21 protein-coding genes and 5 tRNA genes are annotated in these 25,796 nt (G+C 64.4%); 19 read left to right on the top strand and 7 right to left on the bottom strand.

The genetic code is table 11. The annotated features are described in order from the left end of the window. Positions 1 to 9: 9 nt before the first annotated feature. On the bottom strand, positions 10 to 1,836 hold the full coding sequence (locus tag JW958_14470; GenBank protein ID MBN1827456.1) for a sulfatase: 1,827 nt from the start codon (positions 1,834 to 1,836) through the stop codon (positions 10 to 12). A 236-nt stretch (positions 1,837 to 2,072) separates the two neighbouring features. Between JW958_14470 and JW958_14465 the strand changes: the two genes are divergently transcribed. From JW958_14465 to JW958_14450, 4 genes are read left to right on the top strand one after another with little or no spacing between them, the layout of a single operon-like run. Beyond that, the gene (locus JW958_14465; protein MBN1827455.1) at positions 2,073 to 2,855 is read left to right on the top strand and encodes an ABC transporter permease; all 783 of its coding nucleotides are present in this window, start codon (positions 2,073 to 2,075) and stop codon (positions 2,853 to 2,855) included. A 2-nt stretch (positions 2,856 to 2,857) separates the two neighbouring features. Further along, a complete protein-coding gene (locus JW958_14460; protein ID MBN1827454.1) occupies positions 2,858 to 3,664 on the top strand; it encodes an ABC transporter ATP-binding protein in 807 nt (268 codons plus the stop codon). A 26-nt stretch (positions 3,665 to 3,690) separates the two neighbouring features. Continuing rightward, entirely contained in the window at positions 3,691 to 4,164 is a 474-nt protein-coding gene (locus JW958_14455) for a hypothetical protein (protein ID MBN1827453.1), read from the top strand. 14 nt (positions 4,165 to 4,178) lie between these two features. After that, positions 4,179 to 7,493, top strand: a complete 3,315-nt coding sequence (locus JW958_14450) for a glycosyltransferase (protein ID MBN1827452.1) — start codon at positions 4,179 to 4,181, stop codon at positions 7,491 to 7,493. A gap of 14 nt (positions 7,494 to 7,507) precedes the next feature. On the opposite strand, the gene JW958_14445 is transcribed toward JW958_14450, so the two are convergent. The 3 genes from JW958_14445 to JW958_14435 all read right to left on the bottom strand — a co-directional run bounded on the left by JW958_14445 (position 7,508) and on the right by JW958_14435 (position 9,483). Beyond that, on the bottom strand, positions 7,508 to 7,852 hold the full coding sequence (locus tag JW958_14445) for a 4a-hydroxytetrahydrobiopterin dehydratase (protein MBN1827451.1): 345 nt from the start codon (positions 7,850 to 7,852) through the stop codon (positions 7,508 to 7,510). Positions 7,853 to 8,028: 176 nt separating this feature from the next. Continuing rightward, positions 8,029 to 8,394, bottom strand: coding sequence for a DUF971 domain-containing protein (locus JW958_14440; protein MBN1827450.1), 366 nt, complete (start codon positions 8,392 to 8,394; stop codon positions 8,029 to 8,031). A 3-nt stretch (positions 8,395 to 8,397) separates the two neighbouring features. Next, positions 8,398 to 9,483: an Mrp/NBP35 family ATP-binding protein gene (locus JW958_14435; protein ID MBN1827449.1), complete on the bottom strand. Its 1,086-nt coding sequence runs from the start codon at positions 9,481 to 9,483 to the stop codon at positions 8,398 to 8,400. Between the two features lie 135 nt (positions 9,484 to 9,618). Between JW958_14435 and JW958_14430 the strand changes: the two genes are divergently transcribed. Together JW958_14430 and JW958_14425 are read left to right on the top strand one after the other, a co-directional pair. After that, positions 9,619 to 10,038: a hypothetical protein gene (locus JW958_14430; protein MBN1827448.1), complete on the top strand. Its 420-nt coding sequence runs from the start codon at positions 9,619 to 9,621 to the stop codon at positions 10,036 to 10,038. 623 nt (positions 10,039 to 10,661) lie between these two features. Next, on the top strand, positions 10,662 to 12,794 hold the full coding sequence (locus JW958_14425; protein ID MBN1827447.1) for a tetratricopeptide repeat protein: 2,133 nt from the start codon (positions 10,662 to 10,664) through the stop codon (positions 12,792 to 12,794). On the opposite strand, the gene JW958_14420 is transcribed toward JW958_14425, so the two are convergent. From JW958_14420 to JW958_14410, 3 genes are all read right to left on the bottom strand, one after another. Further along, entirely contained in the window at positions 12,791 to 12,982 is a 192-nt protein-coding gene (locus JW958_14420; GenBank protein MBN1827446.1) for a helix-turn-helix domain-containing protein, read from the bottom strand. The two genes, JW958_14425 and JW958_14420, sit on opposite strands and share 4 nt — an antisense overlap. A 122-nt stretch (positions 12,983 to 13,104) precedes the next feature. After that, on the bottom strand, positions 13,105 to 14,085 hold the full coding sequence (locus JW958_14415) for a glycosyltransferase (GenBank protein MBN1827445.1): 981 nt from the start codon (positions 14,083 to 14,085) through the stop codon (positions 13,105 to 13,107). Further along, positions 14,082 to 16,169, bottom strand: coding sequence for a tetratricopeptide repeat protein (locus tag JW958_14410; protein MBN1827444.1), 2,088 nt, complete (start codon positions 16,167 to 16,169; stop codon positions 14,082 to 14,084). Before JW958_14410 ends, JW958_14415 begins: the two co-directional genes overlap by 4 nt. Before the next feature lie 307 nt (positions 16,170 to 16,476). On the opposite strand from JW958_14410, the gene JW958_14405 reads away from it, so the two are divergent. From JW958_14405 to rpoB, 13 genes are all read left to right on the top strand, one after another. Further along, positions 16,477 to 16,549: transfer RNA gene (locus JW958_14405), tRNA-Thr, on the top strand. Between the two features lie 67 nt (positions 16,550 to 16,616). Continuing rightward, positions 16,617 to 16,698: transfer RNA gene (locus JW958_14400), tRNA-Tyr, on the top strand. A 162-nt stretch (positions 16,699 to 16,860) separates the two neighbouring features. Then, positions 16,861 to 16,937, top strand: a tRNA-Gly gene (locus JW958_14395). Between the two features lie 86 nt (positions 16,938 to 17,023). Next, a tRNA-Thr gene (locus tag JW958_14390) sits at positions 17,024 to 17,099 on the top strand. Positions 17,100 to 17,158: 59 nt separating this feature from the next. Then, positions 17,159 to 18,364 carry an elongation factor Tu gene (gene tuf / locus JW958_14385; GenBank protein ID MBN1827443.1) on the top strand — a complete coding sequence of 402 codons (1,206 nt, stop codon included), beginning with the start codon at positions 17,159 to 17,161 and terminating at the stop codon, positions 18,362 to 18,364. 69 nt (positions 18,365 to 18,433) lie between these two features. Further along, positions 18,434 to 18,506: transfer RNA gene (locus JW958_14380), tRNA-Trp, on the top strand. 33 nt (positions 18,507 to 18,539) lie between these two features. After that, on the top strand, positions 18,540 to 18,743 hold the full coding sequence (gene secE, locus JW958_14375) for a preprotein translocase subunit SecE (GenBank protein ID MBN1827442.1): 204 nt from the start codon (positions 18,540 to 18,542) through the stop codon (positions 18,741 to 18,743). A 24-nt stretch (positions 18,744 to 18,767) separates the two neighbouring features. Beyond that, entirely contained in the window at positions 18,768 to 19,517 is a 750-nt protein-coding gene (nusG, locus tag JW958_14370; protein MBN1827441.1) for a transcription termination/antitermination factor NusG, read from the top strand. A gap of 41 nt (positions 19,518 to 19,558) precedes the next feature. Continuing rightward, complete coding sequence (rplK, locus tag JW958_14365) at positions 19,559 to 19,993, top strand: 50S ribosomal protein L11 (protein ID MBN1827440.1); 435 nt, start codon at positions 19,559 to 19,561, stop codon at positions 19,991 to 19,993. 31 nt (positions 19,994 to 20,024) lie between these two features. Beyond that, on the top strand, positions 20,025 to 20,726 hold the full coding sequence (locus JW958_14360) for a 50S ribosomal protein L1 (protein MBN1827439.1): 702 nt from the start codon (positions 20,025 to 20,027) through the stop codon (positions 20,724 to 20,726). 20 nt (positions 20,727 to 20,746) lie between these two features. Then, entirely contained in the window at positions 20,747 to 21,277 is a 531-nt protein-coding gene (locus JW958_14355; protein ID MBN1827438.1) for a 50S ribosomal protein L10, read from the top strand. Positions 21,278 to 21,426: 149 nt separating this feature from the next. Next, positions 21,427 to 21,846 (top strand): 50S ribosomal protein L7/L12, encoded by a 420-nt coding sequence (gene rplL / locus JW958_14350; protein ID MBN1827437.1) that lies wholly within the window; start codon positions 21,427 to 21,429, stop codon positions 21,844 to 21,846. A 108-nt stretch (positions 21,847 to 21,954) separates the two neighbouring features. Further along, complete coding sequence (rpoB, locus tag JW958_14345; protein ID MBN1827436.1) at positions 21,955 to 25,737, top strand: DNA-directed RNA polymerase subunit beta; 3,783 nt, start codon at positions 21,955 to 21,957, stop codon at positions 25,735 to 25,737. Positions 25,738 to 25,796 lie beyond the last annotated feature (59 nt).

Below are 25,796 nucleotides of genomic sequence, written 5' to 3'. Positions count from 1 at the left end.
GATTTCCTCTCACCTCCCCACCCCGTCCACCCTCTCGATCGCGAAGCCATCGAACAGCAGTTCCGATGCCCGCGAGCCGCCGCTTTTCTCGCCAGTGGCTCGAATATGTACCGTGTGCGGCCCCGCATCGGCGAGTCGAATCGACAGGACTTTTTGCCGGTCCCCCTCTTGCGGGGAGAAAAGATCGATCTTCTCTACGATCCGACCGTCGACTTCAATCTCCGCGATGCCGCTCCAAGGATGAGATCCGAGCAATGCCCATCCGTTACGGAATGACGCTTTCACGGTGATGGACGCATCCGCCCACCCGACCCTGCGTGGGGGGAATGCGCCGGTTTTCCACTCGCCTCCGTCGAAGGAGATTTCAGGGTCACCGGCCCGCAAGACCCGAAAGCGCCGGTAAAGACCTCGCCAGTCCAGGCGATTTCCCGCGGGCCACGGAGTCCCGCGTTCCCGCCCTTTCGCGCCGAGGTATCCGATGGCGCGGAGTTCTTCCTCCAGCTCGCTTCTCTTTCTCGCATCGAGGGAGGGCTCCCCGTCTTCCGGCGCGATGGTCCCCGCCGCCAGGTTCGCGCGCCAAGCCTCGACGGCGGCGGCGTGTTCGCCCTCCCCTCCCCTCCCCTCTTCTGCCAGGTTTCGCCGCTCGCCCAAATCACAATTAACATCGTATATTTCTACCCAGTTGTTATTAATATCGGATATATATTTTTCTCGTTTCCCGATCCGAGAGACCAGCGCTCTTTCATAGTCGGTCTCCGCGAAAACGTCTTCGGGGAAAAGACCGTGGCCGAGCAGCGCCCGCCCCAACGCCGAACCGCCCCCGTTCGGGCCGTCCTCCCGAAGCCCCGTCCAGGCGGAGAGCGTCGGCAGGACGTCCACGTTGCGCATCGGCCCCGGGCGCTTCGACGGCGCGAGCCCGGGCGACACGAAAAGGAGCGGCACCCGGATCAGCTCCTCGTAAAGGGTGAATCCGTGAAACAAGCCGCCGTGATCGAACCATTCTTCTCCGTGGTCGGCGGTCAGAACGAGGAGCCAATCGGATCCGAGACGCGCCCGAAGATCGCGCACGAGCTCCCCGATGGCCTTGTCCACGGCGGCCACGCGTGCTCCGTACGCTTCGAGAGCGGCGATCCTCTCCCCCTCTTCCAGCGATTCCACCCGGCGGATCATCTCCTCTCGGCTCTTGCCGTCCACCCCCGAGCGAAAGGCGGTTTGAAAGAAAGCCCCGTGCGGCTCGTCGAAATGAAGCGCGATGAAGAGGGGCGGTCCCTTCTTCCCCTCTTCGAGTCCCGCGATTTGGCGGTCCACCCAATCGAGGGTCCATGCGGCGAGCGTGTCCGCCCGAGCCCCGATCCGATAGAGGTACTCCTCGAATCCTTGGGCGAATCCCAACTCAGGCGAGAGGTTGGCGTTGGTGACCGCGCCGAAGGTCCGATAACCCGCGCCGGCGAATCGCTCGGCCAGGGTGACCGCCTTTTCCGGCAGGCGGTGATCGGGATCCATCCGCTTTACTCCGTGCTGCGACGGATAAAGCCCCGTCCAGAGAGAGGCCACGCTGGGACGCGTCCAGGGGGCGACCGTGTATGCCCTCTCCACGAGAATCCCGCGCGCCGCCAACGAGTCGATTTCCGGCGTCCAACCCAATTCGGCGCCGTACGCGCCGCAGCAATCGGCCCGCAAGGTTTCGATGTTGATCAGGACCACGTGGTGGCCGCGGAAGGGGGCGTCTCGCCCGCAGCCGCTTCCGGCCGCGAGTAGAAGTAGAGAGAGAATCGGCGGAATCAGCGCCGCCGAGACGTTGCGCCGCCGAACGACCGTCGCTATTCGACCGACCATCCCCATTCCTCGCTCTCCAAACGCATTCCCGGCCCGCCGGGTCTGTTGCGGGGGGCGCTCCGGGGGTTCCCACCGGCAGGCGGCACACGGAACCCTCCCTCGGCGCGCGTGTTTCGTCATAGATCCCTTCTACCGCTCCCGGAGTATGGCGTCAATGCCCCGGACCCCTCCTTGACGTCCGGTCCGGCAATTCCCTACTATTCGGGCACTTCTTTCCCGGCCAAGCGGGGGACCCCATGGGAATCGTGCAGAGCATTCGCGAGTGCTACCGTTATCGCGTGCTCATCCAGAGCCTGGTGAGCCGCCAGCTTCAGGCGCGCTATCGCGGGTCCGTCCTCGGCTTCTTTTGGACCTTCCTCAACCCTCTTCTCCTGATGGCCGTCTACAGCTTGGTGTTCACCATATATATGCGTTTCGAGATGGAGGACTACGGCGCCTTCATGTTTACCGGCCTGCTCCCCTGGCTTTGGTTCGCCTCCTCTCTCTCGGACGGGACCGCCTCGATCGTGAACAGCGGCAGCCTGATCACCCGGGCGATGTTCCCGCCGGTCGTCCTCCCGGTGACGGCGGTGCTGGTCAACTTCTGGAACTTCGTCTTCAGCCTCCCCATGCTTTACCTTGTCTTCCTTATCATGAAGGTCACGCCGAGCTGGACCATTCTTTTCCTCCCGGCGATCATGCTCGTCCAGTTCGTTCTCAGCCTCGGATTCACGCTCTTTCTCGCTTCCCTGAACGTGCAGTACCGGGATGTGCACCACCTTCTCGGGAACATCCTGACCTTCTGGTTCTTCCTCTGCCCCGTCCTTTATCCTCTGGAGAAGGTGCCGGGGAAACTGCGGCTCGTCGCTCTCGTCAACGGCATGGGAAGCCTGGTCACCGCCTATCAGGACGTTCTGTTTTTCGGCCGCACGCCCGACTGGGGCCTTCTTCTCCTGGTGCTCGCCGCCGGCGTCCTGATCCTCCTGGTCGGGGACTGGGCGTTCCGTTCCCGCCGTGAGAATTTCGCGGAGTACCTGTAGCGATGACGAACGGCAACGAAATCGCCCTCTCGGTTCGCGACTTGTCGAAACGGTTCCGTAAAACCCGTTCCGCGCGCGGACACACGACGCTGAAGAGCATCCTCCTCCGGCGTTCGGCGCCCCGCCCCGCCCCGGTTTATACCGAGGCGCTCCGCGGCGTTACTTTCGAGGTGCCTCGCGGCGCGGCCTGGGGCATCATCGGGCCGAACGGGTCGGGGAAGAGCACCCTCCTCAAGCTGATCACCGGCATCTACCGGCCCGACCGGGGCGACGTCCATGTCCGCGGGAAACTGGCGAGCCTGATCGAGTTGGGCGCCGGCTTCCACCCCGAGTTCTCGGGGCGGGAGAACGTGATCCTCAACGGGATCGTGCTCGGCATGTCGAAACGGGAGATTCAAAACCGGTTCGACGACATCGTCGCCTTCTCGGAGCTGGAGGATTTCATCGACGAGCCGGTTCGCACCTACTCGACGGGCATGTACATGCGACTGGCGTTCTCCATCGCCGTCCACGTCGACCCGGACGTGCTTCTGATGGACGAGATCCTTTCCGTCGGCGACGAGTCCTTCGTCCGGAAGTGCCGGCGTAAAATCCAGGACTTCCGAGACAAGAGGAAAACGATGCTGATCGTCAGCCACGATCTCGCCGCGGTGGAGCGGGTCTGCGATCACGCGCTTCTCTTCGAGCACGGGCGGATCGTGGAGAGGGGCGAACCGGCGGAGGTGATCCGCCGCTACCGTTCCCACGTGAATGGCGAGGGCGGGGAAGGGGTCGCGGTGGGCCGGGGTGAAACGGGAGCGGAGAAATAGGCCGGCCGGCGCCGGCGGGAGTGTCCGTGGCGAAAATCACCGTTGAAGACCTGATACGCATGGTGAGGAAGGAACTGGGACCTTCCACCAGGCTCGGCGACGTGGACGACGGCTTGGCGGGCGTCGCGGACGAGGCGGACTGGGAGATGCTCTGCCGCCTCGCCGAACTCTGGCGCGTGCACAACCCCAAGCTCCGCGGTGACGGCGTCAGCCACCGACGCCTCCTCGGCCTGCCGGTTCGAATCGTGAAGCGCGCCTTCCGTATTCTCTTTCAGCCCTTCATCAACGAGATTCTCGACCGGCAGACCGTGTTCAACCAGAACATGGTTCGCCTCGCCGATCTGCAGAGGGACGTCCTTCTGTCGATGAGACGGAGGACGGAGACGGACCGGGAGGAATTGGAGGGGCGCCTGGAGCGGTTGGAGAAGGAACTCTCGCCGCCGCCGGCCGAGGCGACGGGCGACCCGGGCTCTTCCGCGCGACGGGGGGTGGGAAACTGAGAATTTTCCAGGTCATGAACGCCCTCGACCCGGCGGACGCGGTGACCCGCCATCTACTCGAGCTGGACGAGACGCTCCGGCGGGAGGGGCACGAGACGGCGATTTTCTCCCGCCATGTCCATCACGACCTGGCGGGAATATCCCGCCCGATCGAGGAGCTCCGCGGCGCCGAGGGGGACCTTCTCCTCTTCCATTACGCCGGTTATTCCACGCTGCTCGGCGCGGTCGCGCAATTCCCCGGCCGCCGGGGCGTGGTCTATCACAACGTCACCCCTCCCCGCTTCTTCGACGGGATGGAGGAGACGCGGGTGTTCTGCGAGAAGGGGCGGCTCCAGCTCCCCTCCCTCCCGCGGATCTTTCATTTCGGGATCGGCGTTTCCGAATACAACCGACGAGAGCTGGAAGACGCGGGTTTCGAACACGCCTTCGTTCTTCCCGTCTCTTACCAGGTGTCGCCGATGATGGAGGGGGAGCCCGCGCCGTCGGTGGTCGGGCGGTACGAGGGGGGGCGGAACATCCTCATGATCGGCCGACTCGCGCCGCACAAGGGGATCCTGGAGGGGGTGCGCGCCTTCGACCACCTGACGAGGGAACACCCCGGCGATTGGCGGCTCTTCTTGGTGGGCCGCACCCGCGGCTATGAACCCTACCTCCGGCGGGTGCGGCGAGAGATCCGCGCCCGCGGGCTCGAGAATCGCGTGGTCCTGACCGGCGAGGTCTCCTCGGGCGAGGTGCGCGGTTACTACGCCGTCGCCTCGGCGCTCCTGGTGCTCAGCGAGCATGAAGGGTTCTGCGTTCCCATCCTGGAGGCGATGCGTCTCGGCGTGCCGGTGGTCGCCTACGGGGCGGCGGCGATCCCCGAAACGGCGGGAGAGGCGGCTCTTCTTTTAAGCGATCGGGAGGAGGCGACGGTGGCGGAAGCGCTCGCCCGGGCCGTTCTCGATCCCCCCTTCCGGGACGACCTCATCGGCAAGGGATTCGACAGGAGCGAAAAGTTCACATCAGAATCGATAACCGCCCGGCTTCGGGATATTCTGGAAAAGACCCGGATTCTTCCCGCTCCGGCCGAGCCGGCGCCGGCGCCCCGCTTCTCCGTGGTGGTCTGCACCTACAACCGGGCGCGGACACTCGGTGCGTGCCTGGAGGCGCTCGGCCATCTCGACTACCCGGAGTACGAGATCGTCGTGGTGAACGGGCCCTCCACCGACGGGACGGACGCCGTTCTCTCGCGCTTCCCCGGCGTCAAACGCGTGGACAACCCGGAGAGAAACCTCTCCGTTTCGCGCAACCTGGGGATCGCCGCTTCCGCCGGCGAAATCGTCGCCTTACTCGACGACGACGCCCTGCCGGACACGGACTGGCTCGATCGCCTCGCGGAACCCTACGTGGATGTCACCGTCGGCGCCGTGGGGGGAAAGGTGTTCGGCCCCGGCGGGGACCACCTCCAGTTCAACAACGGGATCATCACCCGCTTCGGGATGCCCGTGGCGATCCGCGAGGAACCGGGCGACTTCAACCTGCCCGACGGGGACCGCTTCAACATCATGATGGGAACGAACGCGTCTTTCCGGCGCAGCGCGCTCGACGATGTGGGCGGTTTCGACGAAAACTACGAGTACTATCACGACGAGAGCGATCTCTGCGTACGGGTGATTCGCGCCGGGCACAGGGTTGTACACGCGCCGGAGGCGCGCGTGTGGCACGAGTTCGAGAAGAGCCACGTGCGGGTGGCCCTGCACGACGTGAACTGGCGCGTGGTCGCCAAGAACACGATTTATTTTTTCTTCAAGAACAACCGTTGGTACGCGCGCCCCTTCGATTGTCTCCAACCGCTGCGCGCCGTGCTCGTCCTTCTCGGCTCATTCACGCGCTGGTACCTGAGGGGAGAGATCGGCGGCGGGCTCTTTCTTCGCTCCTTCGGCCGGTGGATGGCCGGGGTGGCTCTCGGCTACGGCAAGGGGTTCTTTCGGAGGCCCCGGCGTTTCCTGGCGCGCCGCGCCGGCGGAGGAGGAGCCGTCTTCCTGCCGGCGGGGCGCACGCGGCCGCGATACGGCGCGCGTCGTTTCCACGTGGCGCTCGTCAGCCAGCAGTACCCGCCCGACCCCTGCGGCGGGATCGGCGTCTACACGGAGCAGCTCGCCCGCGGTCTCGTGGGCGCGGGGCACGCCGTCACCGTCGTCGCCCGCGGGGACCGGATCTCGACGGTTTGGAGGGATGGGGTAAAGGTGGTCCGCGTCCCCGACGAGGTGGTGAAGGCGCGTCGCCTCCCCCTCACGCATCGGGTGTCGCGCAAGAACCTCGCCCGCGCCTTCGCGGTGCAGCGCGCCCTCCGGCGCGCGCACCGGCAGCGGCGGATCGATTTGGTCGAGGCGCCCGTCTGGGACGCCGAAGCGTTCGTCACCGCCGTGGACGGATCTCTCCCGCTGGTGATCCGGCTGAACACGCCGATGGCGGTGGCTTTGGAGACGCAGGGGTGGCGGCCGACGGAGGATGTCCGTCTCGCCTGTGATATGGAGTGGGCGATGCTGGAGCGGGCGCGCGGGTGGGTCGACACGAGCGGCACCATAGCCGGCATGCTGCGAAACCGTTTCGGTGTTCGCGGCGCGGATGTCTTGGTCCGCGAGATTCCTTTCGGCGTGACGGCGCGGCAGGCGCGGCCGGAGGCGAACGAGGCGTCCGGGGGGGACGGTTCGATCCACGCCCTCTTTGTCGGCCGGCTCGAGCCGCGCAAGGGAATCGACACGCTGCTCGCCGCCGCGCGAAAGGCGCTCGCCGAGAATCCCCGCCTCCACCTCGTCTTGGCCGGCTCGATTCCGGACCGCACGATGGCGTGGCGCTTCTTCCGATCCTGCGGCGTTCCGGACGCCAGGGACCGGGTTCGTTTTCTGGGACGGGTCGGCGACGCCGCCCTCCAAAAACTTTATGCTGAATGTGATTTCTTCGTTGCTCCTTCCCGCTACGAGTCGTTCGGGATCGTTTATTTGGAGGCGATGGCCCACGGGAAACCGGTGGTTGCCTGCAGCGCCGGCGGGCCCGCCCGGTTGGTGCGGGACGGGGAGACCGGCCTGCTCGTGCCGCCGGACGATCCGGAAGCGCTCGCCGCCGCCATGCTGCGACTCGCGGGGGACCGGTCGCTCCGGCTCCGTCTGGGCGTGGAGGCGTGGAGGATGACGCGGGAAGAGTACGATCCGGAGGGAATGGTGCGCCGGAGCGTGGAGTTCTACGAGGAGATCCTCGCCGCCGCGGGCAAACGAAAGAGCACGGCCGAGGATCCGCCGCCGCGGGCGCGCGCCCCCCTACACCCTTCGTCCCCCGCCGCCGGCGGCTGATACCGCGGTTCGGTCTATTCCCTTTCTTCCATCTCCTCGTGGAGATTCTCGTCGTCGAGGTTCAGCTGTTCGCGATAGATTTCCTCGACCTTTTGGGCCAGCTCCACGTCCCGCGCGGTGATCCCTTTCGCGCTGTGAGTCGTGCAGTGCAGCGTGACGCGGGAGTGGCTGATCTCGATGTCCGGGTGGTGGTTCATCTGTTCGGCGATTTCGGCGACGAGATGCACGAAATCGATCGCCACGAGGTATTGCGGGAACTCGACGGTCCTCGTCAGCTCCTTCCCGTTCTTTTTCCACGCGGGAAGTTCGGCGATCATCCGCTTGATTTCCGCGTCCGAAAGCAATTCTTTAGCGCTCAAACGCCGGTCCCCTCTTCTTCCTTCCCGCGAGGGCGGGAGATCGGATGCGTTTCCTTATTCCGTTCCCGTCGAGGGAACGCGTCGGCTGTATCGGAAAACGGTCCCGAGCCCGCCCGGAGGAACGCGCGGGGCGGCCGCCGTGAGGAGAATCAACCCCTTCTCCGGTCAGTATAGATTCAAACTCCGCGTCCGTGCAAGCCGGGGTTTTCCTCGTCCGGTTCGGGGTTCGATCCGGCGAGCCTTCGCAGGTAGGCGAAGGAGTAGATGCCCGTGTCGTGACCGTCGTCCCAAATGATCCGGATCGCGTAACGCCCCACCGGTTCGACGCGAATGGGCCGGACCGAATTCGGAACCGCGGCGGGATCGAGGGTCCTTTCGCCGGTCCACTCGTCCACGCAGCTCGCGCAGGGGCAGGCGCGCCTGAGATCCGCCACGTCGTATTCCGCGACCGTCCCGTCCCGCCAGAGGATCCGCAGGCGGTCCTCGGCGGCCTTCTCGATCGACCGCGGCCTCGGCGGATGTCTTTCCGCTTCCTCCGTCATCGTCTACCACTCCACGAAGAAAGTGTCGTCCCCGCCTCCGGCGATGGCGCGCCTGCCCAGTTCCACGGCGATCCGTTCCGCCGTCTCCGTGAAGGCGACCGCCGCGGGCGACTCCGGCCTCGCCGCCGTGATCGGCTCCCCCCGGTCGCCTCCGGCGACCACCTCCGGGTCGATGGGGATCTCGCCCAGAAAGGACATCCCCAACTCTTCGGCGGTTCGCCGCGCGCCTCCGTGCCCGAAAATCTCCGTGCGACCGCCGCAATGCGGGCAGAGGAAGTAACTCATGTTCTCCACGATGCCGAGGACAGGCACATCCACCTGCTCGAACATGCGCAGCCCCTTTCGCGCGTCCACGAGGCTCACGTCCTGGGGGGTGCTCACGATTACCGCGCCGGAGAGGGGCGCCTTCTGGCTCAGCGTGAGCTGGGCGTCGCCCGTCCCCGGAGGGAGATCGATCACCAGGTAGTCGAGAGGACCCCAGTCGACCCCGTCGAGGAACTGGGAGATGAGGTTGTGCACCATCGGGCCGCGCCAGATGAGGGGGCGGTCGCGGTCGACCAGGAAGTGGATCGACATCATTTTGATCCCCTGCGCCACGATCGGGAGCATCCTCTTCCCATCCGCGGTTCCGGGCTGTCCTTCGGCGCCGAGCATGATCCCGGTGCTCGGGCCGTAGACGTCCGCGTCCATCAACCCCACCATCGCGCCCGCCCTGGAGAGGGCGATGGCGAGGTTGACCGCCACCGTCGACTTGCCGACTCCCCCCTTGCCGCTCGCCACCGCCACCACGTTCCGCGTCTCCCGAAGGGCGTCCCCCTTCTCCGCCGGTCGCCGGCCGCGGACGGAGCAGGTCAGGTTCACTTCGACCGGATCGGCGCCGAGGGCCGCGATCGCCGCGGCGATCGTTTCGCGGAATGTTTCCCGGGAGGGGAAGAGGGGCGTGGCGATCTCGATCGCCGCTCGCACGGCGCCCCCCTCCGTTTCGATCTTCTTAACGAACCCGAGGGAGACAATGTCCCTCTCCAGGTCCGGGTCCTTCACGGCTCGGAGCGCATCCAAGACCGCTTCTTTCGTGATCCCGTCTTTCATGGCCGACACCTCGTTTTACGAAGAACAGATTAAAATCGACAAGAACATGGTAGCGGATCGTGGGAAACGGCGCTACTGATCGAAGGTAGGGCGGAAAGGCTGGACCGACCGGCCCGCGCGGCCGATAATGAAAGCATGAGCGGGAAAGAGGCAATCGACGAGACCGGACGGGAGCGGGTCGCCCGTTTCTTCTCCGGGCGGGGAGATGTGGCCGCCGTCTACACATTTCCGGCGCCCCACTGCCGCCGCCGGGACCGGGACGAATCCGTCGACCTGGGCGTGCTTCTGCATCCGTTGGTGGAGCAAAGCCGCTACGACGACAAGCGGATCGAAATCGCCCAGGCGTTGGCGGTGGATCTCGCCACGCCCCACGTGCGGGTGGTGATCCTGAACGACGCCTCTCCCAACTTCTGCTACGACCTCATCCGCCAGGGAAAGGTCCTCTTCTTCGGCGCGACGGACATCCTGCGCGCCTTCGAGAATCGTATTCAGGCCGAGTTTCTGCGGGGTGTCCACGGCCGCCGCGAAAACGCCGGACCGGTCGGCGCCCGCTGACCCCATCCCGCCGCACACAGATTCGACCTTCCCTCCCCGCCGGTTCCACGCACGACCCCGCGCCATCCTGCCGGGTATACTTTTTACTGGACAACCACAACCGCCGGTCGGCAATCTAGGAAGGAATGCGGGGCGGAGAAGACCGTCCCGAAAGAAATCTCCCCGTCCGGCGCGGGTCGGGCGTGGGTCGGCGGTCCGCCGCGCCCGTTCGTGCAGCGGGGACCGTTCTCTCGAGTACACCCCCGCCCGACGGGCGGAAGGGACCAGGCGAGGAGGTTGTTTTAATGGTCGTTCGCGTGATCGTGATCGCCGCCGTTCTTGTCGGATTGTTGAGCCCCTACTGCTCCTGCAGCTGTTCCAAGATGCAGAACGACGCCCAGACCACGACGGTGGAGCAGACGGAGTAGCGTCGATCGTTTCCAGTCCGTTCCTCGGAGGACGGAAGCGGGCCGCCGGCCCGTTTTCGTCCTTTTTTGGTAGAATGAGGGGGCGCGCCCCCTCGGGGTGAGGAGGTCTTTTCCGGTGTTCCGCTCCTTCTCCCTCCCGGTTCTTCGACCGGTGAATTTTCTCGCCCGCGACCGACGCCCGCGGGAGGGCCGCGCCGTTCCGATCGGGGGCGCGCGGTGAGGGGACGCACCGGGGGATATGGGCGGCGGGAGGGGGCGGCGGTCGCCCTCGCGCTGCTCGCCTCCTTCGCGCTCCGGCTCCTCTATCTTCGCGAACTCTCCCACACCCCCTTCTTTTCCTACCCGATCATCGACGCGGCCGAATACTGGGGGTGGGCGACGCGAATCGCGTCGGGAGAATGGCTCTGGCAACGCGTCCATATTCACGGTCCCTTCTATCCCTACTTTCTCGCCCTGTTGCAGAGGGCGGGAGGGTCGCAGCCGGCCGCCTACGTGGTCCAGCACCTCCTCGGTCTCGGGGTGCTCCTCCTCCTCTATGATCTGACGCGCGCCCTTTGCGGGAGGACCGCGGCGTGGATCGCGCTGCTCGCCGCGGCCCTCTACCCGCGCTTCCTCTGGTTCGAGGGGCAGCTGCTCGCGACCACATGGGTCATCCTGCTCGATCTGCTTCTCCTCCGAATCGCGGTGGAGCTGGCGCGCCGTCGTTCCCGCCCCGCCGCGTGGATCGCCGTCGGCGTGTTGGCGGGGCTCTCGGCGATCACGCGTCCCACGGTGCTCGTCACCCTCCCGGCGATCCTCTTCTGGGCGGCGCGGCTCCGTGCTCCGCGGGGGGCGCTTCGCGCGGCGGCGATCCTGGCGGGAACGGCGGCCCTGATCGCCCCCGTCGCCGTGCGGAACGCGGCGATCGGCGACCCGGTGCCGATCCAGTCGAACGGCGGCATGAACTTCTATATCGCCAACCGCACCGGGGCCGACGGTCTCGCTTCGGTCCGGCCGGGGATCGAGTGGAAGAGGATCGAACGGCTCGCCGACGAGGTGGGGACCGGGCGTCAATCCGACCTGGATCGTTTCTACTATCGAGAGGGGCTGGAGGAAATGGCCGCCGATCCGGCCGGTGCTCTCCGCCGGATCGGCAAACGGTTCTTGCTGTTCTGGGGAGGTTGGGAGGTGGACACGAGCCAGGACTTCGGTTGGTTCCGCGACGCCTGCCCGGCGCTCGGAATCCCCTTCCTCACCGCCGGCGCGATCCTCCCCTTCGCCGTTCTGGGCGTCTTCTCCGCGCTCCGGCGCCGGCCGCTGGAAAATCTCCCCCTCCTCTTTCTGCTTTCCTATGTCGTCGCCGTTCTCTTCTTCCCCTACGCGTCCCGTTATCGGATGCCCGTCTTCCCGCTTCTGGTTCTTTTCGCCGCTTCCGCGCTTCCCGGCGTTCTTCGGGGGATGCGCGAACGCCCGCCCCGCGCGGCGGGAGCGGTCACGGCGGCGGTCCTCTTTCTCCTGCTGAACGGAACTCCCCTTCGTCTCCCCGAGAATGGTCTCGTTCGGGTCGAACTCCATCTAGGGAAGAGGTTGGACGAACGGGGCGACCTCGGCGGGGCGCTCGCGCAGTACGACCGCGCGCTCGAGCGCAACCCGGACGACCCGGACGTCTGGAACAACCGCGGTCTGGTGTTGGAGGCCATGGGGGAAGAGGAGGAGGCGCGCTACGCCTACGAGAGGGTACTGCGCGTCGCTCCGGATCACGCCAAAGCGCGGGCGAACCTGGCCGGGATCCATTTTCGCAACGGACGGACCGATTCGGCGGAGGTGGAGATGGAGAAGGCGATTCGCTGGGAGCCGCGCAATCCGGATCTCCGAAACAACCTGGGCGCCCTTCTTCTCCAGCGCGGCGACCTCGACGAGGCTGTGCGGCAGCTCGAGATCGGGCGGGCGTCGGCGCCGCGCAACCGCGAGGTACTCTACAATCTGGCCCGGGCCTATGAAAAGGTCGGTCGGTTCGCGGAGGCGCGCGGCGCATTGGAGGATCTTGTCGGGATCGAGGAGAGCAAGCAGGTCCGCGTGCGACTGGGGTGGGTTTTCGAGCAGGAGGACCGTCCGGCGGAGGCGGCGCGTGAATACGCCGCGGCGCTCCGGATCGACCCCGATTTTCCGGAAGCGCTCCGCCGTCTCGGATTCCTCTTCCTCCGCGCCGGCCGCGCGGAAGAAGCCATCCCCTGTCTGGAGCGATATCTCGTCCTGCGACCGGAGGACGGCGTGGTGCGGGACCTTCTAGAACGAAATGGGGCCGGGAGCTTCCCCCCGACCCGCTCTTCCAGTCATTCCGATGACGGAGAATCGACGGCCGCCGATTAAACGTTGACCGGCTCGTTCTCTTTTTCCCGCATCCACTCGTTCAATTGACTGCGCTCGAACCGCCACTGATTCATGATTTTTTTGGCGGGGAGAACGCCGGCCCGTGCGAGACGGTAGACCGATTTCCGGCTGAGCCGAAGATAATCGGCCACTTGCTCGGCGGTCAGGATTTCGCGCTCCACGGCGATACTCCTTTCCTCATCCCTCCACTCTCGTTATCGGCAGGAAGACCGGGAAAGCTTTAGGGGGGTGGCTTTTCTTTTTTCTTCCGGCGCAGCCGGGGCGCGGTGGTGCGAGGGGAGTGGTCGGATCAGTAGGTTTTGCCCCGCAGGTAGTCGAGAGCCCCCCAGATCGCCCCCAGATTGACGGACAGAATGTCCAAGAAGAGGAGAGGGACGCCGGCGAGGGCGAGGCGCGTCCCTCCCGAACCGGCGACAAAGCGGAGCCAATGGTGGTTCAGAATGAGCGCCAGGAGCGGGGGGGCCAGAAGGGCGGGCGCGGCGCCGAAGAGCACCCCGAGGGGGATGGCGGTCCAAGGGGCGAGGCAGGAGATCAGGAAAGATGTGGGAATGGAGGTGTAGTTCTCGTGATAGATGCGACGGAAACGGTCACGGATCTGCACTTTCATCATCCCCACGGTGCGATGGAAGTCGGTACGGATCATGGACGCGACCGAGTACCTCTTGATATGGAGAAAGCGGAGACCGGGGGAGACGGCCATTCGAAACCCCGCCTCGGTGATGCGCTTGCCGAGGTCCGAATCCTCGATGTTGGGGGTTTTGTAGTTGGTGTCAAAACCGCCGACGCGCTCGTATGCTTCGCGGCGGATCGCGACGGCGCTGGAATAGATCACCGAGACCCTCTTGGCCCTCTCCTTGTACGTGTAGTGGAGCCAGAGGTTTTTGTAGACGCTCGCCGCGTTGGGGAAGACCGATCGGGGGGACTGAAGGCCGACGGCGACATGGACGTCCGGGTCGCCGAGCGTCCCGAGGGCGGCGTCGAGGGCGCCGGGGTCCAATTCCACGTCCGCGTCGACGAAGAGTAGGATCCCGCCCGTCGCCTCGGCGGCGCCCGTGTTCCGCGCGGCGGCCACCCCGCCGGGCTCCCGGGAGGGGACCACGCGGCATCCGAAGGGGCGGGCCTTCTCGATGGTGCCGTCGGTGCAACCATCATCGACGAGCACCACTTCGTCGGGAGGGGTCGTCAGGGCCGCGATCGCCCGAAGGGTCCCTTCGATCGTTCTCTCGGCGTTCCGGACGGGAATCACCACCGAGACCCTCTCCCCTCTCATCGCCCCTCTCCTCCTCCGGTGTCTCCCCTCTCCTCGCGGAGCGGGGCGAACGCGGGGTCACTCTCGGCGAGACGGAGCGCCCCCTCCCCACCGGCGCGCACCGCCTCGGCGAGCGCCCGGAGCGCTCCCTCCCGGTCTCCCGCCGCGCTCCTCTCCCGCGCAAGGAGGTAACGCTCGGCCGCGAAACGGACCTTCTCCGCCAGAACCGCGGCGCCGGGATCGTCCGGAAGGGCGCGGGCGGCGTCTTCCGAAACCGTCTTCGCCTCCTCCAGGCGTCCCCGCTCGAAGAGGAACCCGGCCAGATTCGCCCGCCAGTGCAGCGTTCGAGGGTCCGCCTCGATCGCGCGGCGGTGGGCCGCCTCCGCTTCCTTATATCGTCCAAGCCGCTCCAGAGTGATCGCCAGGTTGCTCCATGCGCCGGCGTAACCCGGGTCGCGGCGGGTCGCTTCGGCGATTGCCGAGGCGGCGCGTTCCGTCTCTCCTCCCTCGCGAAGGGCGTTCCCCAGGTTGTTCCACGCGCCGGCGAAACCGGGCGCCGCGCGCGTCGCCTCGCCGAAAGCCTCCGCGGCCTCATCGAAGCGTTTCCCCCGGTAGAGAAGAAGGCCGAGGTTCATCCAGCCGTCGGCGTATCCGGGGACGATACGGACCGCCTCCCGGAAAGCCTTCTCCGCCTCTCCTTCGTCTCCCGCGGAAGCATACGCCCGCCCCAGAACGACCGCGGAGCGGGCGTCACCCGTTTGTCGGCCCGTGTAAAGATCGAGATGAACGACGGCGCCGAAAAGGAGGAGGAGCGCGACGAGCGCGGCCAGACTTCGCCAGCGCCCGGCCCGCGCCGTTTCGAACAGGCGGATCACCGCGAAGGCGGCCAGAATCGCCGCCGCCGGCATGGCGGTCTGGCGGTAGCGCGCGCAAATGAAGAAGGCGATGACCGATGCGGCGTTCGCCAGAAGGAAGAGAACCAAGAGGTTCCCCCTTCCGCCCCGGCGAATCAGGAGAAGCCCTCCCAGGAAAGCGAGGGGGAAGAGAACGCCGATCGGGAAAGGGGACCAACGGAGCGTCCTGTAGAGGCGGCGGTCGAAATCGTAATTGACGTCCAGGGGGATCTCGTGGGCGTTCACGTAAAGCGCGATTTTCCGCAGGAGAAGCCGGGTGTAGCGGAGGGGATTTTCCCGCATGAACTCGAAGCTCTTTCCATACCAGTAGTTAGAGATTTCCGACGCCTTGAGCGGCCGCCCGGCCGCCTCCTCGGCGAGCCTCCTCGAATCGATGATGTCGATCGCCTCCGGATTGCCGCCGAACTCCGGCGGCGGGGCGTAAGTCCCCTGCGTGTAGGGTCCGTTCCCCAGATAGAAGCTGATCCCGCCGTGGCTGGAGATGGGTATGAAGTCCTTTTCCACATAGTAGTTATGGGCGACAGGCGGAATGAGGGCGATCAGTACGCCCGCCAAGGCGGCCGCGGTGCGGCGGAGCCCCACCCTTTCGCCAAAGAGCGCCCAGATGAGTACGAGAGGGACGAAGAAGATCAGATTCGGGCGGGCGACCGAGCCGATCCCGAGAACGAGTCCCGCCGTAAACAGCCCCTTCCCCCCCGCGCCGAAAGCGCGAATGAAAAGGTAAAGGCTTAACAAGCCAAAAGTTACGCCGAGAGTGGAGGCGAGGATTTGCCCTTCGAAATACAGGAGAGGACCGTATCCGAGGGCGAGGAGGAAGGCGAGCCATGCCGTCCGCCGACCGAAGAGTCGATTCGCTATCGCAAACACAAGCAACAAGTTGAGGATTCCGAGGATGTGCTGGGCGGCGTGAACCGCCGAAAGGTTTCTCCCCGCGATCCGGTAGAGTGCGCCGAGAAGGTAGGGGTAGAGGGGCGCCATGTGAAACGCCCTCTCCCCGATACATTCTCCGCCTGCCACCTTTCGGGCCCACTCGTCGTAGGAGGCGGCGTCTAGGTAAGGATATTGGGAGAGGGGGGCGCCGGCCGATTCGATGAAAAAAAACACCCTTGGAACGAGGGCGATCAAGGCGAGAAAGAGATAGACGCGGTTCTTCATCGGTCCCCTTTCGGTCCCGACCGAAGCGCCGCGCAAGGCGAGATCTCCGGAACGCGTTGCAATGAAAAAGAATACATGTATTTTCCTCGAACGGATCGGCTTTGTCCCGCCCCGGGGATGGCCGCTAATTGCCTAAAATGCAACGAGTTGGATCATAGCACCCGGGCCGCCCCGGGCGCAACCGCTTTGCATCTTCGCGATCCCTTGAAAAAAAACCTTTGAGGGTCCTTGAAAAAAGAAATAGGATTTATCCACTCTTCCGGTAAAACCCGTTGACAGGGTGCAAAGCCGGTGCTACTTTGTAGCTTCTGTCTCTGCGAGCGCGTCTCTGTGAGCGATACCCGCTGGCGTAGCTCAACTGGTAGAGCATCTCACTTGTAATGAGGTGGTTGGGGGTTCAAGTCCTCTCGCCAGCTCCCCAAAAAGTGAGCCGCGAAGAATAGGCATTGGTCTTCGCGACGCGTCCGAGATCTTGGTTTCTATGGGGAGGTTCCCGAGCGGCCAAAGGGAACAGACTGTAAATCTGTCGGCGATGCCTTCGGAGGTTCGAATCCTCCCCTCCCCATATCGATTCGAGGATCGATCGATCCGGCATCCCATCCCGCGTGGCGGGCTTTTTGATGGAAAGCCGCGTGGGGCAGGAACCGGAAAGGGCAGCTTCCGCCTCCACGTGAGGTGTAAAATAAATCCGTGCGGCGCCGGAAAATGCCGGCGCGCGCCCGACCGCGCGGGAATAGCTCAGCTGGCTAGAGCATCAGCCTTCCAAGCTGAGGGTCGCGGGTTCGAATCCCGTTTCCCGCTCCAATACCGGAAGCGAGCGACGGTGTCAACCGTCACGGAACGAAAAACAGGGAACCGACGCAACTAAAGATCGCGGCAAGAGGGAATCGGCCCACGTAGCTCAGTCGGTAGAGCAATTGCATGGTAAGCAATAGGTCACCCGTTCAAATCGGGTCGTGGGCTCCATCCCGAGCATCGGGCCAGACGCCTCGCCGCCCATTCGGAAATCAGGAGGATCTGTAGAGATGGCGAAGGAGAAGTTCCAAAGGACGAAGCCACACGTTAACGTGGGGACGATCGGCCACGTGGACCATGGGAAAACCACCCTCACTTCCGCGATCACCATGGTTCAGTCCAAAAAGGGATTCGCCACGGCGATCAGCTATGACGAAGTGGCCAAGGCGTCGGAATCCCAGGGGCGGCGTGACGCGACTAAGATTCTGACCATCGCGACATCGCACGTCGAGTACGAAACCGCGAACCGGCACTACGCCCACGTGGACTGTCCCGGTCACGCGGACTACGTGAAAAACATGGTCACCGGCGCGGCGCAGATGGACGGCGCCATCCTGGTGGTGGACGCCGCCGACGGCCCGATGCCGCAGACCCGCGAGCATGTGCTTCTCGCCCGCCAGGTGAACGTGCCCTATATCGTCGTCTTCCTGAACAAGGTGGACACCGTCGACGATCCGGAGCTCCTCGATCTCGTCGAGCTGGAGGTCCGAGAGCTTCTGAGCGCCTACGACTTCCCGGGAGACGAAACCCCCGTGATCCGCGGCGCGGCTCTTCACGCCATGAACAACCCCGAGGATCCCGAGGCCAACAAGTGCATCCAGGAGCTGATGGACGCGATCGACACCTTTATCCCCGAGCCGCAGCGTGAAGTCGACAAGCCCTTCCTGATGCCCGTCGAGGATGTGTTCAGCATCACCGGCCGGGGCACCGTCGGAACGGGCCGTGTCGAGCGCGGCAAGGTGAAGGTGGGCGACAAGGTGCAGCGCGTCGGCATCAAAGAGACCCGCGACACGGTGGTCACCGGCGTGGAGATGTTCCGGAAGCTGATGGACGACGCGCAGGCCGGCGACAACATCGGCCTCCTCCTGCGGGGCATGGAGAAGACGGAGTTGGAGCGGGGCATGGTCATCGCCGCTCCCAATTCGGTCACGCCGCACACCAAATTCCGCGGCGAGGTCTACATTCTGAAAAAAGAAGAGGGCGGGCGCCACACGCCGTTCTTCGACGGCTACCGGCCGCAGTTCTTCTTCCGGACCACCGACGTGACCGGAACGGCCAAGTTGCCCGAAGGGCGCGAAATGGTGATGCCCGGTGATAACGTGGAAATTTCGGTGGAACTGCACACGCCGATCGCCATGGAAAAGACGCTCCGCTTCGCCATCCGCGAAGGCGGGCGCACCGTCGGCGCGGGCGTGATCGCCGAGATCATCGAGTAAGGCGAACAGTAAAACGCTCGGGGGGCGCGCGAGGCGCGTCCCCCGCTTTCTGGCTCTAGAGGAGAGCATAGGTCAGTAGCTCAATTGGTAGAGCACCGGTCTCCAAAACCGGGGGTTGCGGGTTCGATCCCTGCCTGACCTGTTTCTCTTCTGACAATCCGCCGGAGAAGGAATCATGAGTGAACAGCCCGGAACCTTACAGAGATTGATCCACTTCCTCCGCGAAGTGTGGATCGAGCTGCAGAAGGTGGCCTGGCCTAATTGGAACGAGCTGAAAAGCTCGACGGTGGTGGTCGTCATCGCCGTAATCCTCATCGCGATCTTTATCGGTGTGGTGGACTTCGGCCTCTCGCGAATCATGCGCGTCGTCTTTCATTAGTCCCCCCTCCTGTGGTGTAAAACCATGGAAGATGTGAGAGAAGATCGGGAAGAAGGGGCCGTGGAGCCCCGGGAGACCGTAGAAGCTCCGCCGGAGGCGGCCGAGGCCGCCGCCGAGACGCCGGAGTCCGCCCGGCCCGAGCAGGCGGAGGAGGCTGCCGTGGAGCCGGAACAGACGGAGGAGACCGCCGCCGAAACCGAACAGGCGGAAGAGCCGGCCGCCGAAAAGGAGCCGGAAAAGGACGACCGCTTTCAATGGTTCGTGGTCCATACCTATGCCGGCCACGAAGAGCGGGTCTCCAAGAACATCGAACGGGCCGTCACCCAAGCCGGCCTGAAAGAAAAGGTGAAGCGGGTTCTCGTTCCGACCGAGAGCGTGGCGGAGATGAAGAACGGCAAGAAGACGATCAGCGACAAGAAGTTCTTCCCCAGTTACGTGCTCGTCGAGATGGAAATGGAAGACGAGACGTGGCGGGTCGTCATGAACACGCCGGGCGTGACCCGTTTTGTCGGCGTCGGCGCCGAACCGCAACCGATCTCGGGCGAGGAGATCGATCTGATCCTGGGCCGCATCGAGGGGACCCGGGAAAAGCCGACGCCCACCGTGCCGTTCCACGTGGGCGAGCACGTCAAGGTGAGCGACGGCCCCTTCACCGATTTTACCGGTGTGGTGGACGAGATCAATCCGGAGAGGGGCAAGCTGAAGGTGATGGTGACCATCTTCGGCCGCGCGACCCCCGTGGAGTTGGATTTCCTGCAGGTGAAGAGCTTGTAGGGCGCCGGAGGCCACGCCTTCGGCTCATCGGGAAGAGAATCATGGCTGCACCGAAAAAAAGAATCATCGGGCTCGTGAAATTGCAGATTCCGGCCGGTATTGCGACGCCCGCGCCGCCCGTAGGGCCGGCGCTCGGCCAGCATGGCGTCAGCATCATGGAATTCTGCAAGGCGTTCAATGCGCGTACCGAGAAGGACCGCGGGCTGATCATTCCCGTCGTCATCACGGTCTACGCCGATCGTTCCTTCACCTTTATCACCAAGTCGCCGCCGGCGGCCGTGCTTCTGAAGAAGGCGCTCGGTCTCGCCAAGGCGTCCGGTGAACCGAACCGGAACAAGGTGGGGAAGGTCACGAGGAAGCAGGTTCGCGAGATCGCGGAAATGAAAACCGAGGATCTGAACGCGAACGACGTGGAAATGGCAATGCGCATGGTCGAAGGCACCGCCCGGAGCATGGGGATCGAAGTGATCGACTGATGCTCCGAGGCGGGAGATCAGGGGTGTGCCTATGGCAAAAACAGGTAAGCGGTATAGAGCGGCGGTGGACAAAGTCGATCGTTTGAAGCGATACGACATGGAAGCCGCCCTCCAACTGCTGAAGGAGAACGCCACGTCCAAATTCGACGAGACGGTCGAGCTGGCAGCTCGTCTCGGCGTGGATCCGCGGCACTCCGATCAGCAGATGCGCGGAACGATCTCTCTCCCCCACGGAACGGGGAAGACGGTGCGAGTGCTCGTCTTCGCCAAGGGGGAGAAGGAGAAGGAGGCGCAGGAGGCGGGCGCCGATTTCGTCGGCTCCACCGACATGGTGGAGAAGATCCAGGGCGGCTGGATCGATTTCGACGCGATCATCGCCACGCCGGACATGATGAAGGATGTCGGTAAGCTGGGGCGGGTTCTGGGTCCCCGCGGCCTGATGCCGAACCCGAAGAGCGGTTCGGTCACCTTCGACGTGGGCAAGGCTGTCCGCGAGGTGAAGGCGGGGCGGATCCAATACCGCACCGACAAGACCGGTAACATCCACGTGCCCGTCGGCCGGGCTTCGTTCCCCGCGGAGCGGCTCGCGGAGAACATCCGCACCGTGATCGGGGAGCTGCAGCGCGCCAAGCCGTCCGTCGCGAAGGGCACGTATTGGAAGAACGTCACATTATCGACCACGATGGGGCCGGGAATCCGGCTCGACATCCAGGGCGAATTGCTGCGCCTGTAATAGGCGGGAGGGAGTCCAACATGCCGACACCGCGCAAGGTTGAGGCCGTCGAGACCCTCCGGGCGAAGCTCGCGAACGCCCAGGCGGTCGTCTTGGCCGATTTCAGCGGTCTCGACGTGGGAAAGATCAGTCAGCTCAGGCGGGAATTCCGCAAGAACGACGCGGATTTCATCGTCGTTAAAAACACCTTGGGCCTCATCGCCGCCAAAGAGTGCGGCATGGCGGGGCTGGAGCCTTACCTGGAGGGGCCCACGGGGTGGGCGGTGACGAGCGCGGATCCGACCGCTCCCGCCAGGGTCATCAAGGAGTTCTCCAGGACCCACACCCTGCCCAAGGTCAAGGGCGGTTTCATCGATGGCGTCGTCATTTCCCCGGAAGAGGTGGTGAAGATCGCGGATCTTCCCAGCAAGCCGGTTCTGGTGGCGCAGATTATGGGTCTCATCCAGTCCCCGATTCAGGGCATCGCGGGTTCCATTCACGCGGTGATGACCTATCTGGCGGTCGCGGTGGACGAGATCCGGAAGCAGAAAGAGGCCGCGGGCAAGTCCTAACACGGGTCCCGGTCGTTCGACCCCCGGCATGGCGGCGCCGCCGCCGTCCGCGGGAATCGAAACTATCAATCGACCCCGCCCCGTGCGGGCGGCCGAGCACGGAAACGGAACCGGGCGGATGGTCCGCCCCGAGAAGCTGGAGGTAAGAAATGGCTGAGGAAGCGACCACCAAAGAAGCGGTCGAGATCTCGCCTAAGATTGCGGAAGTCGTTAAGGCGATCGAGAAGCTAACCGTTCTCGAGGCGGCTGAGCTGGTGAAGGCGCTGGAAGACACGTTCGGCGTGTCCGCGGCGCCCCAGGCGATGGCGATGCCCATGGGCGGCATGGGCGGCGGCGAAGCGGCCGCCGAGGAAGAGAAGACCGAGTTCGACGTTGTTTTGACCGCTACCGGCGACAAGAAGATTCAGGTGATCAAAGTGGTGCGCCAGATCACCGGCCTGGGTCTGAAGGAAGCCAAGGATTTGGTCGACAACGCGCCGAAGGCGATCAAGGAAGCCGCTTCGAAGGAAGAGGCCGAGGATATCAAGGCGAAGATCGAGGAGGCGGGTGGCCAGGTGGACCTGAAGTAGGACGCCTGTTTCGTTCCATACCCGTTCCTCTGCCGTACACCGTGCCGGGCCCGGCGGTTCGCCGGGTCCGCGCACGGCCGTCCCATTCGTAGAAGGGGAGAGTGAAGATTGGCTAAGCAATCAATCGAGAGGTTAAACTTCTCCAAGATCCCCCCCATCATGGATATCCCGAACCTCCTCGATGTCCAGCTCCAGTCGTTCGAGCACTTCCTGCAGATGAGCCTTCCGCCGGAGAAGCGGAAGAATCAGGGCCTGCAGTCGGTGTTCAACGAGATCTTTCCGATCTCGGACGCGAGGGGCAACTTCAGTCTCGAGTTCGTTTCGTACAGCCTCGGCGAGCCGAAATACGATGTCGACGAGTGTCAGGAGCGGGACGTCACTTTCGCGGCGCCCCTGAAGGCCACCCTCCGTCTCCTCGTGAAGGAAACGGTGGACGGCGAGAAGAAGGTCAAAGAGGTCATCGAGCAGGAGGTGTACCTCGGCGAACTCCCGACCATCACCGACAAGGGAACCTTCATTATCAACGGCGCCGAGCGGGTGATCGTCAGCCAGCTGCACCGCTCTCCGGGCGTGTTTTTCGACGAGGAGATCCACCCGAACGGGAAACGCCTCTTCGCCGCCCGGATCATCCCCTACCGCGGGTCTTGGGTCGAGTTCACCACCGATATCAACGACATCATGTATGCCCACATCGACCGGAAGCGGAAACTGCCGGTCACAATTCTTCTCCGCTCCCTCGGTTATTCGAGCAACGAATCGATTCTCGAGCTGTTCTACGACGTCGAAGAGCTGAACTTCAGCTCCTATCGCAAGAAGGACGAACTCGTCGGCCGGATCCTCGCCTCCGACGTGGTGGACGAGAAAGGGGGGACCGGCGAGGTCCTCGCTTCCGCCAACGACGAGATCGGCCCTCAGCACCTGGAGAGTTTCCGAAACGCCAAGACGGGCAAGATACGGCTTCTGGTTTCGGACACGGAGCGCGACTCGCAGGTGATCCGCAACACGCTGATCAAGGACACCAGCTCCGGCGAAGAGGAGGCGCTCAAGCGCATCTACAACCTTCTCCGGCCCGGCGACCCGCCGAGCCTGGATACGGCGCGGGCGCTCCTGGACCGCCTCTTCTTCAATCCCCGCCGGTACGATCTGGCCATGGTGGGGCGCTATAAGATGAACCGGCGCCTCGGCCTGGACGTGCCGAGCGAGACGACCATCCTCACGAAGGACGATTTCGTCGCCATCGTGGACAACCTGCTCCGGCTCAAGGCGGGGCACGGCTTCACCGACGACATCGACCATTTGGGGAACCGCCGGCTTCGGTCGGTGGGCGAGCTGCTGTCGATCCAGTTTTCCATCGGCCTCTCGCGAATGGCCCGCATCATCAAGGAGCGGATGAGCCTCGGCGACACCGAGAACATCGCCCCCTACGACCTGATCAACGCGCGGACCATCTCGGCGGTGATCAAGACCTTCTTCGGAAGCAGCCAGCTCTCCCAGTTCATGGACCAGACCAACCCGCTCGCCGAGCTGACGCACAAGCGCCGCCTCTCCGCCCTCGGGCCGGGGGGACTCACCCGGGAGCGGGCCGGCTTCGAGGTTCGGGACGTCCACTACACCCACTATGGGCGGATGTGCCCGATCGAGACGCCGGAAGGCCCGAACATCGGCCTCATCAGTTCGCTTTCCACCTACGCGCGGGTGAACGAGTACGGCTTCCTGGAGACCCCCTACCGCAAGGTGGTGAACGGAAAAGTCACGGACAAGATCGAATACCTTTCGGCGGACCAGGAAGACGAGCGGATCATCATCCAGGCGAATACGCCGTTGGATACGGGAGGATTGATCCACGAGAAGCGGGTGACCGCCCGTTTCCGGAGCGACTACCCGGTGGTGGACCGCGAGCGCGTCGAGTATATGGACGTCTCGCCGATGCAGCTCGTCAGCGCCGCCGCGGCGCTCATCCCCTTCTTAGAGCACGACGACGCCAACCGGGCGCTGATGGGATCGAACATGCAGCGCCAGTCCGTGCCGCTGCTCCGTCCGGAGGTGCCGCTGGTCGGCACCGGCCTGGAGGAGCGGGTGGCGATGGACTCCGGCGTGCTGGTCACCGCCAAGCACGGCGGCACCGTGGAGAGCGTTTCGGCGGACACGGTGGTGATCAACTACTCCAAGGGGCGCGAGATCGACTTCACCGGTTTCGAGGGTTTGGAGATCCACAAGCTGCGTAAGTTCCGCCGCTCCAACCAAGACACCTGCATCAACCAGAAACCGCAGGTCCAGCCGGGCGACAAGGTGAACAAGGGAGATGTGATCGCCGACGGCCCGGGCACGCGGGGGGGCGAGCTCGCCCTCGGCACCAACGTGCTCTGCGCCTTCATGCCCTGGCACGGCTACAACTACGAGGACGCCATCCTTCTCAGCGAGAAGCTGGTCAAGGAAGACCGCTTCACCTCGATACACATCGAGGAGTTCGAGCTGCAGGTGCGGGACACCAAGCGGGGCGTCGAGGAGATCACGCGCGAGATTCCGAACGTGAGCGAGGAGGCGGTCCGCAACCTGGACGAGGACGGCATCGTTCGGGTCGGCGCCCATGTCCGGGCCGGCGATATTCTGGTCGGCAAGGTAACCCCGAAGGGAGAGACGGAGCTTTCGCCCGAGGAGCGCCTGCTCCGGGCGATCTTCGGAGAGAAGGCGGGAGATGTTCGTGACGCCTCCCTCAAGGCGCCTCCGGGGATGGACGGGATCGTGATCGACGTGAAGGTGTTCTCCCGCAAGGAGCGCGACGAGCGGGCCAAGGCGGAGGAGAAGAAGAAGGTCGCGGAGATCAAGCGCCAGATCAACAAGGAAATCCGGGGGATCCGGGACGTGCGCGACGAGCGCGTCCGCGAGGTGCTCCTGGAAAAGACCACCGCACGCTTCTACTACCGCGGGAACGATGAACACATCCGCGCGGGCAGGAAATGGAACGACCGTCTCTTTGAGGAGATCGGTTTCGATAAAGTGGACGCCGACGAGCCTTTCACCGACGACATGCGGATCAACAACCGGGTGCGCGCGTTCCTGACCGCCGCCGACGCGGCGATCGACAAGAAGGAACGCGAACTGGCCCGAGAGCTGGAAAGGCTGGCGCGGGGAGACGAACTCGCGCCCGGCGTGGTCAAGCTCGTGAAGGTCTACGTGGCGAAGAAGCGGAAGATATCCGTCGGCGACAAGATGGCCGGACGCCACGGCAACAAGGGCGTGGTGGCGAAGATCCTCCCCGAAGAGGACATGCCCTACCTCGCCGACGGCTCGCCCGTCGAAATCGTGCTGAATCCGCTCGGCGTCCCTTCCCGAATGAACCTGGGTCAGATTCTGGAGACCCATCTCGGCTGGGCGTGCAAGCTGCTCGGCGTGAAGGCCGAGTCGCCGGTTTTCGACGGCGCGACCATAGAAGAGATCAAGGAGAAGCTCCGAGAGGCCGGTCTTCCCGACAGCGGGAAGACGATGGTGTATGACGGCCGGACCGGCGACCCCTTCAAGCAGAAGGTGACGGTGGGATATATTTACATGCTCAAACTTTCCCACCTGGTGGACGACAAGATCCACGCCCGGTCCATCGGACCCTACTCGCTCGTTACCCAACAGCCGCTCGGAGGGAAAGCCCAATTCGGCGGTCAGCGGTTCGGCGAGATGGAGGTGTGGGCCCTCGAAGCATACGGAGCCGCTTACACGCTCCAAGAGTTGCTCACCGTCAAGTCCGACGACGTGGTCGGGCGTTCCAAGGTGTATGAAGCGATCGTCAAGGGGGACAATCCGCCCCAGCCGGGGATTCCGGAGTCCTTCAATGTATTAGTCAAGGAACTCCAGTCGTTGGGTCTCGACGTGCATCTCCAGCAGGAGAAGCCCGAGTAAATCGAATGCGGTACACCGTCTCCATTGGAGGCGGAAACACCGCCTGGGGGGTCAGCTCA

It is taken from the genome of Candidatus Eisenbacteria bacterium (assembly GCA_016930695.1).
Lineage (GTDB): Bacteria > Orphanbacterota > Orphanbacteria > Orphanbacterales > Orphanbacteraceae > JAFGGD01.
This window is presented reverse-complemented; position numbering and strand designations above follow the sequence as displayed.